Annotated in this window: 10 protein-coding genes; 8 read left to right on the top strand and 2 right to left on the bottom strand. The window is 43.8% G+C overall.

The genetic code is table 11. From position 1 onward, the window contains the following. Positions 1–16: 16 nt before the first annotated feature. Positions 17–1,255: an NAD(P)/FAD-dependent oxidoreductase gene (locus L1286_RS06275; RefSeq protein ID WP_235406055.1), complete on the bottom strand. Its 1,239-nt coding sequence runs from the start codon at positions 1,253–1,255 to the stop codon at positions 17–19. A gap of 206 nt (positions 1,256–1,461) precedes the next feature. Here L1286_RS06275 and L1286_RS06270 point away from each other — a divergent pair, with 206 nt between their 5' ends. The 4 genes from L1286_RS06270 (at position 1,462) to L1286_RS06255 (ending at position 5,801) form a co-directional block, all read left to right on the top strand. After that, positions 1,462–2,376 (top strand): dihydrodipicolinate synthase family protein, encoded by a 915-nt coding sequence (locus tag L1286_RS06270; protein WP_235406054.1) that lies wholly within the window; start codon positions 1,462–1,464, stop codon positions 2,374–2,376. A 10-nt stretch (positions 2,377–2,386) separates the two neighbouring features. Next, the gene (locus L1286_RS06265) at positions 2,387–3,388 is read left to right on the top strand and encodes a 4-hydroxyproline epimerase (protein WP_235406053.1); all 1,002 of its coding nucleotides are present in this window, start codon (positions 2,387–2,389) and stop codon (positions 3,386–3,388) included. A 42-nt stretch (positions 3,389–3,430) separates the two neighbouring features. After that, positions 3,431–4,924: an aldehyde dehydrogenase (NADP(+)) gene (locus tag L1286_RS06260; protein WP_235406052.1), complete on the top strand. Its 1,494-nt coding sequence runs from the start codon at positions 3,431–3,433 to the stop codon at positions 4,922–4,924. A 211-nt stretch (positions 4,925–5,135) separates the two neighbouring features. Then, positions 5,136–5,801, top strand: a complete 666-nt coding sequence (locus tag L1286_RS06255) for a GntR family transcriptional regulator (protein ID WP_235406051.1) — start codon at positions 5,136–5,138, stop codon at positions 5,799–5,801. A 78-nt stretch (positions 5,802–5,879) separates the two neighbouring features. Here L1286_RS06255 and L1286_RS06250 read toward each other — a convergent pair whose 3' ends face one another. Then, positions 5,880–6,923 (bottom strand): type III polyketide synthase, encoded by a 1,044-nt coding sequence (locus tag L1286_RS06250; protein ID WP_235406050.1) that lies wholly within the window; start codon positions 6,921–6,923, stop codon positions 5,880–5,882. A 497-nt stretch (positions 6,924–7,420) separates the two neighbouring features. On the opposite strand from L1286_RS06250, the gene L1286_RS06245 reads away from it, so the two are divergent. From L1286_RS06245 to L1286_RS06230, 4 genes are all read left to right on the top strand, one after another. Beyond that, complete coding sequence (locus tag L1286_RS06245; protein WP_235406049.1) at positions 7,421–9,997, top strand: TonB-dependent receptor; 2,577 nt, start codon at positions 7,421–7,423, stop codon at positions 9,995–9,997. A gap of 210 nt (positions 9,998–10,207) precedes the next feature. Then, on the top strand, positions 10,208–11,803 hold the full coding sequence (locus tag L1286_RS06240; protein WP_235406048.1) for a hybrid sensor histidine kinase/response regulator: 1,596 nt from the start codon (positions 10,208–10,210) through the stop codon (positions 11,801–11,803). 71 nt (positions 11,804–11,874) lie between these two features. After that, positions 11,875–12,987, top strand: coding sequence for a response regulator (locus L1286_RS06235; protein ID WP_235406047.1), 1,113 nt, complete (start codon positions 11,875–11,877; stop codon positions 12,985–12,987). 285 nt (positions 12,988–13,272) lie between these two features. After that, entirely contained in the window at positions 13,273–13,722 is a 450-nt protein-coding gene (locus tag L1286_RS06230) for an Hsp20 family protein (RefSeq protein WP_235406046.1), read from the top strand. The last annotated feature ends 17 nt before the right edge of the window (positions 13,723–13,739 follow it).

Genomic DNA, 13,739 nt, shown 5'->3' with positions numbered 1-13,739 from the left:
AATGTTGTGCTCAGTGTTACTGAAAACGCGTAATACTGTAGGGGCTAATATCAAATGCACTTGGCTGCTTTGCAACCAAATTTGCGACGAGTTCACTGCTGATCGCGGCCTGTGTCAAACCGAGATGCTGGTGGCCAAATGAGAAAATGATGTTGGGGTGCTCTGGTGCATTACAAATAATGGGCAATGAATCGGGCAGTGAAGGTCTTGGTCCCATCCAATGCTCCCCTTGTTCAACACCATCAAAATCTTTGAGCATACTTTTAGCGTGACTTAACAAACATGCCGCTCTTTCATACATTGGGGGCGTATCGAGCCCTGCAAATTCAACTGTGCCAGCAAGCCTGAGCCCATGATTCATGGGAGTCATAATAAATTGTCTGTCCGCAGAGGCAACAGGTCTTGATAAAGCATGAGCGCTCAACATGTTATGATATCCACGCTCTGCTTCAATGGGCACTTTGTAACCAAGTTGCTTGCACAAGTGCTTGCTCCAAGCGCCTGTAGAGATAATGACCTTTTCAAATTGGCCGTGCTCAGTTTGTGGCGTAGATAGGGTCCACATATGATTTGAGCTTGTTATATCAGTCACTTGCTGTTGTACAAATTGGCCACCTGAGGCGACAAATTTTTTATATACGCAGAGACTCAGTTGCAACGGATCTGCGGTATGCCCAACTTCGGTAAATAGCAATGCGTACTTAATCCGAATACTTAACTGTGGTTCAATAGCCTGAACCTCTTCTTGGTTTAGCAGCTGGACTTGAATACCTTCGTGTAAAAATTTGTTCTGTAGCGCGATGATTTCATCCACATTGCCGTGTTCAAAAGTAAGCAGACTGCCGCGCAGTATGACGTGCTCCGCAAAATCATGACCGAGTAGCCTCGCATACGCGTTTATTGCATCCTTATTTAAGGTTTTAAGGGCTTGCGTATGGCGCAGGTATTTACTGTTCAACATGTTGTAGCAAAATCGGATAAACCACGGCATCGCTTTAGTGAAATAACGCCAATCAATACGCAATGGACTTAACCTGTCAAGCAGCATTTTTGGCAGCTTGGGTAGTAGAGATTTATCGGCCAGAGGAAAGACCTGCTCAGTGGCGAAATGCCCTGCATTACCTTTTGAGCATTGCTCTGCGATGCCATGCTTATCAAATAAGGTAACTTGATGCCCTTGTTGTTGCAATTGAAGGGCATTACAAAGGCCTACAATCCCGGCACCGATTACTGCAATTTTTTTGTTTTTTCCCATTGTATCTCTCATTTTTTAGATTGCATTAACCCCAATGACAAGGTTTGTTAAAAAAATAAAATTTAATAATTTTAATAAAAACATATGGATAGACCTTGTTTTGATGGTTTTAATGCGTGTTTTATCAAAACATCAAAAAAAGCATATTGATTATTGTATACAATATACCTATGATGAAAAGCAAGAATTATCACAGAGGAATAATCATGAAGGTAAATTGGCAGGGGGTTTACCCAGCAGTCACAACACAGTTCAACGACGACGAAAGCATCAACTTTGAGACCACGAAAGCGATGATCAACTCGCTGGTTGAAGAGGGCGTTCACGGGATCATTGTGCTGGGTACCGTTGGTGAAAACTGTTCACTGCGTGCCGAAGAAAAAAGGCAAGTATTAGCAGCAGCCAAAGAAGTGGTTGCGGGCAGAGTACCTGTTTTGTCAGGGGTTGCTGAAACAACGACAACTTTGGCGGTAGAGTTTGTAAAGGATGCCGAAGCAATTGGCATTGATGGTTTTATGGTACTACCTGGAATGGTGTACCGTTCAACAGAACGAGAAGCAATCCATCATTATCAACAAGTTGCTCGTGCGACTTCGTTGCCTATTATGATTTACAACAACCCCATCACGTATGGTGTTGATGTATCAATAGAGGGGATGGGTGTACTTGCACAAGAAGAGAACATTGTTTCTGTGAAAGAAGCTACTGAAGACACGCGTCGTATCAGTGAATTATTCTCTGCGTTTGGAGATCGTTTTGTGGTCTTTGGTGGTGTCGATGACATTGCACTTGAGAGTTTAATGCTAGGCGCAACGGGTTGGATTTCAGGTCTAACAAATGTATTTCCACGCGAATCAGTAGCAATTTATAAACTTGCACAGCAAGGTCGTTACGAGGAAGCGCGCGAACTATGGCGTTGGTTCTTGCCATTACTGCGTCTAGATACGATTCCAACATTGGTTCAGTGCATCAAGTATGCAGAACAATTGGCTGGTCGAGGCAGTGAGAAAACCCGCTCGCCACGTTTATCACTCACAGAAGCCGAGAAGCGTTATGTAAGCCGTCTATATGATGAGGCGCTCAACAATCGTATCGATTTAAGTAAATATAACCTCGACTAAGGATAGACGCATGAACAGGGGCACATTCTTTTGTATAGATGGCCACACTTGTGGCAACCCTGTGCGCTTAGTCACCAGTGGTCACCCTCACCTTGAGGGGACCACGATGAGTGAAAAGCGGCAGCATTTTTTAAAAGAGTTTGACTGGATCCGACAAGCGTTGATGTTTGAACCACGCGGACACGACATGATGTCAGGCTCGTTTTTGTACCCACCTTGCACTGAAGATGGCGATATCAGCATCTTGTTTATCGAGACTTCGGGGTGTTTACCTATGTGTGGGCACGGCACGATCGGCACCGTGACTTTCGCTCTAGAGCGAGGCTTGTTGCATCCAAAACAACCCGGACTTGCCAAACTCGACACACCCGCAGGACGAGTAAATGCACATTATGAGATGCAAGATGGCAAAGTGAATTGGGTAAAGCTGTTCAATGTGCCTGCATTTTTGGCTTACGAAAAGCAACATATTAATGTGCCTGATCTAGGCGAGTTTACGATTGATATCGCATATGGTGGCAATTTCTACATTATTGTCGAACCACAAGCACTGTTTAGTGGCACACACAACTCGACTGCTGACCAGTTGGTTGCAATGAGTCGTAAATTGCGTGATGCAGTGAACGCACAACTTGAGTGTGTACACCCTGAAGACCCGACTGTGCGTGGGGCATCACATGTACTATGGACAGGCTCCCCTAAAAATGCAGATTCAAGTGCAGCAAACGCGGTTTTTTATGGTGACAAGGCAATTGATCGTTCCCCGTGTGGAACAGGCACCAGCGCGCGAATGGCGCAGTTATATGCACAAGGTAGGTTGCAGCAAGGGGAAGACTTTGTGCATGAGAGCTACATCGGTAGCCAATTTATAGGCCGTGTTGAAGGCGTGACAGAAGTCGCTGGAAAAGTCGCAATTTTACCGAGTATTCAAGGTTGGGCGAGACGCACTGGGGCAAACTGCATCACAGTTGATGACGATGACCCTTATGCATACGGCTTCCAAGTGATCTAAGTGGATCACTGAGAACTGTAGTATCATTTACAGGAGACAAAGATGGCAATCACAGGATTAAGTTATATTGCAGGGCAATGGCTTGGCAATCAAGAAGGCAAAACATTCCAAAGCTTTTGCCCTGGCACTAATGAGCAGTTACCGACGACATTTTATGATGCGACGGACGCACAACTAGAACAAGCGGCTGCGGCAGCGCAAACGGCATTCAAACCTTATCGAAATTCGAGTTATCAGCAACGTGCTGAATTTTTAAACACCATCGCAGAGGAGATAATGAACCTCGGTGATACCCTTATCGAAACGACGATGCAAGAAACCAACTTGCCACGTCAGCGACTTGAAGGCGAGCGAATGCGCACTGTGGCGCAGCTACGCGCGTTTGCTACCGCACTTGAGCAGAACTTAGCACCGTTAAACCTAAGCTACGTTGATGATGCGGACGCAAATCGTACTCCAATGCCAAAACCTCGCACAGAATTAACGTATTTACCTGTCGGTGTAGTGGCTGTTTTTGGGGCTTCAAACTTCCCGTATGCATTTTCTACGCTGGGCGGTGATACGGCAGCGGCACTTGCTGCAGGCTGCCCTGTGATTGTAAAAACGCACAATGCGCATCCAGCAACCAGTGAGTTGATGACACAGGCAATTGACAGTGCAATTAAAAAGTGCGATATGCCAATGGGTGTCTTCTCTATGCTGCAAGCCAAGGCATATAGCATCTCTCATCAGTTAGTCGCGCACCCGGTGGTAAAAGCGGTGGGCTTTACGGGCTCGTTCAATGTCGCAAATGCATTGATAGAGACCATCAATACACGCGAAGAGCCGATTCCATTTTATGGGGAGCTTGGCAGTATTAATCCTCAACTCATTTTCAAAAACAAAGCGACACAAGATGGCAAAACGCTAGCACAACAATTGGTGGCGTCGATGTTAATGGGGAACGGCCAGTTTTGTACTAGCCCAGGAGTGTGGTTTGTTCCTTCAGAACAAACTGAATTTGAACAGGCTGCAATTGATGCCGTCAAGGCCGCGGGCTCTGACACATTGTTGACTCCAGGTATCTTAAAATCGTTTATTTCTGCGATTGCAGGGTTTGAGGGGAGTGAAGGTGTCACACGCCTTGCAAAAGGTCAGTTAGACAAGCCTTATCATGCCGATGCGCATTTGTATGCATGCGATGTAGATACTTTCTTAGCGAATGATCATCTTCAAGAAGAAGTGTTTGGACCGTGTGCTTTAATAGTCCGATATGACAGCGATGCGTCACTTGCGAAAGTGGTGGATGCACTTGCAGGTCAGTTGTCTGCAAGTGTTCATGGTACCGCTCAAGAGCTCACCGCACAGGCAGGTATTATTTCCGACTTACACTATAAAGTCGGCCGTATCGCATTGGGACAAATGCCGACGGGGGTTGAAGTATGTGCGTCCATGAATCATGGCGGTCCATTCCCATCTTCAACTGATGTCAGGTCTACATCGGTTGGATTGCAAGCCATGACCCGTTTTTTAAGACCTTTGTGCATACAAAGTTAAGTAAAAAAACTCAGGAGAACAGTTCAAATCAGGCCTAAACAGACCGTGATGTTGACTGTTGCGTGTTTTTATTTGTCAGTGGAGTAAAGCCTATTCACTTGCTGTGAAGAGGCTTTTTTATATTAATGGGGGCTGAAAGTTCACCCGCCTGACGTGCAATTTTTATTTTGCTACGTATAATGTAAGCCACTGTAAACTTTTGATTAACCATATGGCGATCGTACATAAAACTAGAACTCAACTTGTTGCCGAAGCGATTCGAGACAAAATCCTAAGTGGAGAAATCAAAGCCGGAGAACCTCTGCGCCAAGCAGCCCTTGCAGATGAACTCAATGTCAGCCGAATCCCAGTTCGAGAAGCTCTGCTCCAACTCGAGGCAGAAGGCCTAGTTAATTTTGAGGCACATAAAGGCGCCACGGTGACCCGCTTGAGTGCTGAGCAAATTGATGAGATCTTCGATCTGCGTGCATTACTTGAAGCTGAGTTGCTGCGCCATTCTATTGAAAAGTTAACCAATAGAGACCTTCTAGAAGCAGAAGCGATATTGGCTGATCTTGAAGAAGCCATGAATGCGGGTGATGCTCAACTTGCCACTGGTAAACTAAATGCAGAATTTCACGATAAGTTATATAGCCGTGCGCAAAGACCGCAAACCAAAGAATTGGTCGCTGTATACAGCAAGAATTCTGAACGCTATGTGAGAATGCACATATTGCTTGCAGGGGGCATTGTGACAGCCCCAGAAGAACACAGGACCTTGCTTCAGTTATGCCGTGAGAAAGATACAGATGGCGCATGTGACTATCTCCAGAAGCACATTAAAGGGGCCAAAGAAGATATCAAAGCATTACTACTTAGGCTCGAAGAAGAAGCTTAAAGTAGGTGAGCCATTTTGCTCGGCAATTAGAGTGAAATGGCTTTTATCCTTTGTTGAGATTGGCTAACACGCTGTCCGTTACTGCCAGACCCCAACACTCATCTCAGATGTAAAACCTGGGCCAAAAGCGGCGAGTAAGCTGGTCTCTCCTGGTTGTGCGTTCGTAAATGTGCGGCGCAATACGTCAATCACAGCAACGCTCGACGTGTTCCCCGTTTCTGCAAGACATGCGCGCGAGTGTTTCACCTTTTCAGGCGCTAATTCAAGACACCTTTCCAGCTCGTCCAAAATACGTCTACCGCCAGTATGAAAAATGGTGCTATCAACATTGTTGGCATTTAATTGAAGTTTATCCTGACAAAACGATTGTAGGTAAGGCGCGACATGGGGGATAGAGTGCATCACATCTTTGTCTAATGAAAACTTAAAGCCTTTATCAGTCAGTTGATATTCAATATATGGCATGGTGTCTTCGATGGTCACGCTTTGATTGTGAGTGAGTCTCAACCCCCAAGTTTGATTGTCTCCTCGCATCACCACCGCCGCTGCACCATCAGCAAATAAGGAGTTACTGATAAAGTCTTGGAGTCTACTAGCCTCTTTATGGAAACATAACGAGGAGGTTTCAACGCACACGATTAAAACATTTCTATCTGGGCGATGTTCGCAAAATTCAAAAGCACGACCAATGGCAGATGCTCCAGCCACGCACCCAAGTTGTGCAATCGGAATCTGTTTTGTGTCAGGTCTAAAAGAGAGGCGATTTATTAAATGCGCCGTAAGTGAGGGCATCATAAACCCAGTACAAGAAGTAGCAATGATCATGTCAATATCATCAACACCTAAACCTGCATTGTGAATGGCTTCACGCGCGACTGTTTCTGCCATTTCGATTGCGGCATCCTGATAAATCTTAGCGCGTTCGCCAAAGTCCCCTTGTTTGACGACATCGGTAAGTGGCATGATCAAATGTCGCTTATTTACTTGTGAGTTTTGGATCATTTCAAAAGCCCGTTTTTTGTAGGGGCTGTCTGGATGACATACCTCGATAACAGTCATAATGTCATCAGCGTTAACTTCATAGTTAGGATAATAAGTGGCTGGTTTGCTTAGTGTTGTCATGATTTATTTCTCCTTAATTAAATGACAATAAGCAAGACCACGTTGTTGTATCTTTTATTTCACATAATTTAAAATATTTTTTAACTAAAGTAATTATCTGTTTTTAACTGATTGAAATAACACTGATTTACGAAAATGATTCTTTTTCGAAGAGACAAAGAATCAGATCGTTCTAAACCGGCTAAATTATCGAGTGTTATTATTGCGTTTATATTTATTTTACTAGGTGTTTATGACCCCAAATTCGCCCAAATAACATCGGTTTACATTCAAGAACGCTTCTTTACCTACCTTTTCCTATCTTTTCAATAAATATAACCATATGTATTAAAAGAGTTTTATTTGTTTTTTGATGTGGGTTTACAGGCTTTTTATGGTGAAACACCAAAAGTGATTTTTTATTGCGCTTTTATTAATTTTTCATTCATTTTTCTGGCCCTAATGTCTGGGGCAAGCGCCATGGCAAGTAATAACAACACCAATTTAGGAAAGTATCTATGAGAAAAACTGCGTTAAGTATCGCAATTGCGCTGTCTACTACCGCCACAGCGGTGCCTGTCTTTGCACAGGACACAGCCACAAAAATTGAAAAAATCGAGGTAACAGGCTCTCGCATAAAGCGTGCTGATATGGAAACAGCTAGCCCAGTGACCTTTATTGGTGCTGATGCCATTCAAGCCAGTGGTGCAGTCACAATCGACGACGTTTTACAGGACATTACCGCTGCTGCGGGTGCCATGACTAATCCTGGGGTTAATAATGGCTCAGGCGGAAATGCCAGCATAAACTTACGAGGATTGGGGGCGCAGCGTACGCTTGTTTTGGTCAATGGCAGAAGAATGATCAACTCTGGGACCGGCGCAGCATCTACCGTGGATTTAAATACGATTCCCGTGGCGATGATTAAGCATATTGAAGTACTGAAAGATGGCGCGTCTGCGGTGTATGGGACCGATGCGGTCGCGGGAGTTGTGAACATCATTTTAAAAGATGATTTTGAAGGGGCGGAGCTAAACGCGCAAACCGGCATGTCTGGAGAAGGGGATGCGGAGCAACACAATATCGACTTAACCGTTGGCAGTAGTTTTGATCGCGGCAACATGGTGTTTGGGATCCAATACATGGAAAGAGGCTCGGCCAGTCAAGCCGACAGAGGTTTTTCTAAATGCCCAATTACAGAAACAGACAATGGCGAGGGGTTAACCTGTGGTGGCTCAACGATTACACCAAATGGTCACCTCTATTTAGAAAATGGGAAAGAACTGCAAGGTGACCCAGATGGCAATTATGCTGAGTACAATCCTGCAACTGACCCTTACAACTATGCTGCTGAAAGTTATCTATATACACCAATGCAACGTTTGAATATTACCGGTAATTTAAATTACGAGTTGAGTGACAATACCACATTGTTTAGTGAAGCGATGTACTCCAAACGTTGGTCAGAGCAGCAGATGGCGGCGCAGCCAGTGTGGTTTGATTTTACCTACACCGAAGCGATGGGGGATGACTTACTAGAACATGGCGCTGAATATGGCGATACCATTCACTATCGTCGTCGTATGACGGACACTGGTACTCGAGACTTTGCACAGGTTGTTGATACGGTCAGAACAGTTGTGGGCGTAGAAGGGATGTTGTCTAACGATTGGAGTTGGGATGTTGCGGTTAACTTTGGCCGTAATGACTCTGTAGATAAGCTATCTAATTTACATAACATCGGCAGTTTAACAGAAGACATCGAACTTGGGCATTTTAACCCATTGGACCAAAATGCATGGTCTGCAGAAAATATGACAGACTATATTTACACCGAGCAAAATACCGGTGGAAGTCAGATGTTGAACTTAAGTGCGTCACTGGCGGGAGAGTTATTTGAGTTGCCGGCTGGTTACCTTGGTTTTGCAACTGGGATCGAAAAGCGTACTGAAAAAGCGTGGTATACGCCTGATTCATTGACTTCTCAAGGCCTCGCAAACGATCCAAAAGTGGAACCTACGAGTGGTTCATATGATGTTAACGAAGCGTTTGTTGAATTTGCAATACCGGTCTTAGCAGACATGCCGTTTGCACAGAATTTAGATTTGAGCGCGGCAGTGCGTGCATTTGATTACTCCAGCTTTGGCAGTGATTCTACTTGGAAGCTGGGCTTTACTTGGAAGCTTAACGACCAGTTAATGTTCAGGGGGGTAAAGTCGACAGCATTTAGAGCACCGACAGTGGATGAGCTTTATGGTGGTAAATCTCCTTCTTTTGAACAAATATCGCATCCGCTGCTAGATAGCCAAGCAGAGGTGATTGTTGGGGGGAACGCAAACTTAACCCCTGAAGAAGCGGATACGCTGACCTTTGGATTAGTATATGAACCGAGTTTTATTGATGGGTTGTCACTGACTGTCGATTACTACGATATTGCGATTACAAACGCTATCAGCGAAGTGAACAATCAGTACATCGTGGACAATTGTGTCGACAGCTCTGGTAATTTAATTAATCAAGGTTCTGCAGTGTGCCAATCAGCAAATATACAAATTGCCAATGGTAAAGCGACGTTTAATAACCAATTGCAAAATATTGGTGATGAAACTACGCAAGGTTATGACATTAATATTGCCTATAACTTTGAAGCGATGGGACTTAATTGGCGAGCTGGGTTAGATACGTCGATTTTGAATGAGCGTACCATCACAATGGCTGATGAAACCATTGACTACACAGGACTTATCACATCAGGTTTAGGTAGCTATGCTGACATTAAATCAAGCTTTAATTTAGCGGTTAAGGCCGACGTTTGGACTGCAAACTACAAAGTCAGGTATTTGTCATCTATGGACAGTTTTGCTTGTATGGATAACCCGAGCAGCTGCTACGCCCCGAGCGTCCCAAGCGTGGTATATCATGACATCTCGGGCAGTTATTTTGTTAATGACAGCATGAAGCTGACAGCGGGTATCAATAACCTATTTGATAAGCAGCCGCCATACTATACGGGTAACAACGACTCCAATACTGACCCTTACACTTACGATACATTAGGTCGTTACGTCTACGCGGGAATGAATATCAAGTTTTAATGTGGAGGCACTGTGCTCCACTGATTGCTGACTTTAATTGTTCACACTCTCTTTAGAGAACGCCCAAAGGGTCACATTATTATGTGGCCCTTTTTTGCATAAGCTTGTTCGAAAGCAAAAATTGTCATAATCATAGCTGATAAGTTAGGCACTTATGAGCGTCGCTGCTAGCTTTATAAAGTTAAGCAAAATAAACGTAGGTGGATAATCGTGGAAGCAGCTAAGTTGCCCAGTGACGAGAGTGAAAGACTGAAGTCACTGCTTGATTATGACATATTAGACACCAGTGCGGAGCACTGTTTTGATGAATTGACCCAGTTAGCGTCCCAAATATGTGGTACACCGATTGCATTGGTGAGCTTATTGGATAGTCATCGACAGTGGTTTAAATCCAAAGTGGGGTTAGATGCGAGTGAAACGCCCAGAGAGTTTGCTTTTTGTGGCCATGCAATCTTACAAGATGAGGTTTTTGAAATATGCGATGCTTCGGCCGATGTACGCTTTTTTGATAACCCGTTAGTTACTGGAGGGCCCAAAATTCGCTTTTATGCTGGCACACCGTTGAGGTCATTTTCTGGTCAGGCGGTTGGCACTTTGTGTGTCATTGATTCAAAGCCGATGAAGCTCACGGCATGCCAAAAAGAGACCTTGACCATATTGGGTCGACAAGTAATCGCGCAGCTCGAATTAAGAAAGAGAATAAAAGAAATCACCTTGGCAAACGCGGCAAAAGATGAGTTTTTGTCAAATATCAGCCATGAGTTACGTACGCCGCTGAACGCCATTGTTGGCTTTACTGAATTATTGATGCAACCAGCCAATCAGATAGGCTTAAACGAACCACAAAAAGGGTATGTGCGAAACATCGATTTTGGTTCAAAGCAATTATTAGCCATTGTAAATTCAGTACTGGATCTCGAAAAGATTGATGCCGGTAAAATGGATCTGCAACTGGCCCCGACGGCGCTGTCACCTTTGATCCATGACGTGCTGGCAATGATGAAAGTCAGCGCAGAACAAGCGCAGTTGAAATTAGTTTTGATTTTATCTGCTGAATTGCAAAGTGTGTCCTTAAATTTAGATAAAACTAAGCTAACGCAGGTGCTGTGCAATTTACTGAGCAATGCGATTAAACATAGTTGTGAAGGTCAAGAAGTGACGCTCAGCGCACAAATGATTGACCAGCAATTGGCTATCGACGTGATTGATCAGGGCGCTGGCATAAGTGAACAAGACCAACGTTTACTATTTGATAAATACCGACAGGTTGGTGCGGTCAAAAAAGAAGGGACGGGTCTGGGGCTATGTATTTGTAAAGGGTTACTGTCGTTAATGGCCGGTCATATTCATTTAGAGAGCACATTAGGTGTGGGAACCAAGATACGCATTACCTTACCTGCAAACCTGGCAAGTGGGACGGAAAAAGGTCAACAGATAGAAGACACCAATGTGGGGGAGCATGTCATTTGTGTTGTCGAAGATAACCCGCTAAACCAAGTACTGATGCAAACTATTTTGAAACAAGTCGAATGTCGATTTGAGATTTTTGATTGTGCTGAAAGTCTGTTTAACAGCCCATTTTTAAGGCAGTTCGATCTCTGCTTTATGGATATCAATTTACCCGGAATGTCAGGTATTGAAGCGTTGCACAAGTTAAAGGCTGAGATCCCTTCACTCACGGTCGTTGCCGTAACCGCGGACATATTTCGAGAGCGTGAACTGAAGAGTTTATTCGATGGAGTGATCGCTAAGCCTTATCGCAAAGTAGAGATAACAGATGTGCTTAAAAAAAGAACTGTGCGTTAGGCAATTGAGGCGCATGCTTTTTAATTTTCGGTCTATATTGTGTTTAGGCTAGTAAATAGAAAGGACCTAAAATGTCGATCCGTGTTTTAGTAATTGATGATGACAAAACCTATAGAACGCTACTACAACAGACGTTTGCTGAATATGAAGTCTCCGTTGCGTGTAGCGGTGAAGAGGGGATTAAAGTTGCGATGCAATTGAAACCTCATGTCATTTTGCTTGATATTGTCATGCAGGGCATCGATGGCTACGCAACGTGCAGCGAACTCAGAAAAGTAGAGCATCTGAGCCACACGCCTATTGTATTTATTTCCAACTTGTCTTCGTCTGACTGCCGACTGAAAGCTTTCGAGATAGGGGCAAACGATTATGTATGCAAAACTACGCACCCAGACAAGCTCAAAGCAAAAGTCGTTGATATTTTGGAAGCGGATCATGATTACTTTGAGGCCCATGCTGACATTGCTGAAAAAGAGTCATTGTTATTAGACCTACAGCGGCAGAATGCGTGTATGAAGTCGATAAGCCTGTTTATGCAGGCAACGCATTTTTGCAGCGACTTTAATGCGCTACAAAGGGTGTTTATTAATACGATGGCAAATTTAGATATGCGTGCCGTGGTGCACTTTAAAGGTCGAGAGCAGTTTGGCAGTACCTCAGGAAATGTTGCAAAACTAGAACGAGAACTCCTATTACACCACGAAGATTTCGAGCGTATTCATCAATTTGAGCATGGCCCCATGGTATTTAATTGGGGTAACAGTATTCTATTGGTTAAAAACGTTGGTGAACTTGCTGACATATGTTCCCATGTTATGGATGCGCTGGAACTTGCTATTAGTAATCTTAGTCGCCGAGCAGACATGGTTGCGCAAATCTTGTCCATTGAGAAAACCAATAGAGAAATACTCGCGAATTTAAAAAATGCAAAATCTCAATCTAGTCGCGAGTTGAAAACACAGCTATTTGATTCTGGTTTGATCTCCCAATTTGATTTACAAGATGAAAATGACTTAGACGAACTTATCGCCAGCTCCAGTGATAGCTTGGTAGGGTTAATCGAGGAGTTCGGTGACAATGCCGAAAAAATCAGTGCGATTTTAGGCAGTTTGAAAAAGCCTCCCCAGGAGTTACGCTTTCTATTTAAAGAGCATACAGCAAATTCAGACACCACTTTGTTCTAGTTTGTTGCCGTTGTTGCATTGACCTGAAAGCAGGTGGCCGATGTCATTTTATAGCGGTCACCAATGTACAAAAAGCATGATTTTAAATCTTTATAAAACAAATACTTAAATTTTATTCTCGCATTTTTTTGAAAAAATTCTTGAAAAGCATAGAGCATGTCCATAGATATAGTTATGAGGTCGCCGAGAGGGGCCTTAAATTGATTTAACTATTTGTTTTAAATGCTTTTTGCTGCTCATTTAAGAGGGTAATTAGCGATGTTATCGCTTAACGAGGATAAAATTATGCGTACAGTCGATCTATCACCACTTTATCGTTCATTCATTGGCCTAGACCACCTTGCATCCCTGATGGACTCAGCACAAAGAAGTTCAGAAAAGCAATCGGGTTTTCCACCTTACAACATTGAAGCTTTGGATGAAGATAAGTATCAAATTACCATGGCGGTGGCTGGCTTTTCAGAGCAAGAGCTGTCGTTACATTCAGAAAATAATACGCTTATAGTAACTGGTGAAAAAAGCAATAAAGAGACACAACAAGAAAGAAAGTTTATTCACCAAGGTATTGCAGAGCGCAATTTCGAGCGCAAGTTCCAGCTCGGCGACCATATTAAAGTGTTGGGGGCAGAGTTAGAAAACGGGCTTCTGGTTATTGATTTAGAAAGAGAAGTGCCAGAAGCGATGAAACCCAGAAAGATTGAAATAGGGTCCGCAAAGCTCATCGAAAATAGCTAAATTCTCCTAGTGACTTG

Origin of the sequence: Pseudoalteromonas sp. SMS1 (genome assembly GCF_021530565.1) — a bacterium.
Classification (GTDB): domain Bacteria; phylum Pseudomonadota; class Gammaproteobacteria; order Enterobacterales; family Alteromonadaceae; genus Pseudoalteromonas.
This window is presented reverse-complemented; position numbering and strand designations above follow the sequence as displayed.

Excerpts from the sequence above, each read along its gene's own strand:
- L1286_RS06245 (WP_235406049.1), top strand. The coding sequence starts at position 7,421 with ATGAGAAAAACTGCGTTAAGTATCGCAATTGCGCTGTCTACTACCGCC.
- L1286_RS06250 (WP_235406050.1), bottom strand. The coding sequence starts at position 6,923 with ATGACAACACTAAGCAAACCAGCCACTTATTATCCTAACTATGAAGTT.
- L1286_RS06265 (WP_235406053.1), top strand. The coding sequence starts at position 2,387 with ATGAACAGGGGCACATTCTTTTGTATAGATGGCCACACTTGTGGCAAC.
- L1286_RS06275 (WP_235406055.1), bottom strand. The coding sequence starts at position 1,255 with ATGGGAAAAAACAAAAAAATTGCAGTAATCGGTGCCGGGATTGTAGGC.
- L1286_RS06230 (WP_235406046.1), top strand. The coding sequence starts at position 13,273 with ATGCGTACAGTCGATCTATCACCACTTTATCGTTCATTCATTGGCCTA.
- L1286_RS06260 (WP_235406052.1), top strand. The coding sequence starts at position 3,431 with ATGGCAATCACAGGATTAAGTTATATTGCAGGGCAATGGCTTGGCAAT.
- L1286_RS06270 (WP_235406054.1), top strand. The coding sequence starts at position 1,462 with ATGAAGGTAAATTGGCAGGGGGTTTACCCAGCAGTCACAACACAGTTC.
- L1286_RS06235 (WP_235406047.1), top strand. The coding sequence starts at position 11,875 with ATGTCGATCCGTGTTTTAGTAATTGATGATGACAAAACCTATAGAACG.
- L1286_RS06255 (WP_235406051.1), top strand. The coding sequence starts at position 5,136 with ATGGCGATCGTACATAAAACTAGAACTCAACTTGTTGCCGAAGCGATT.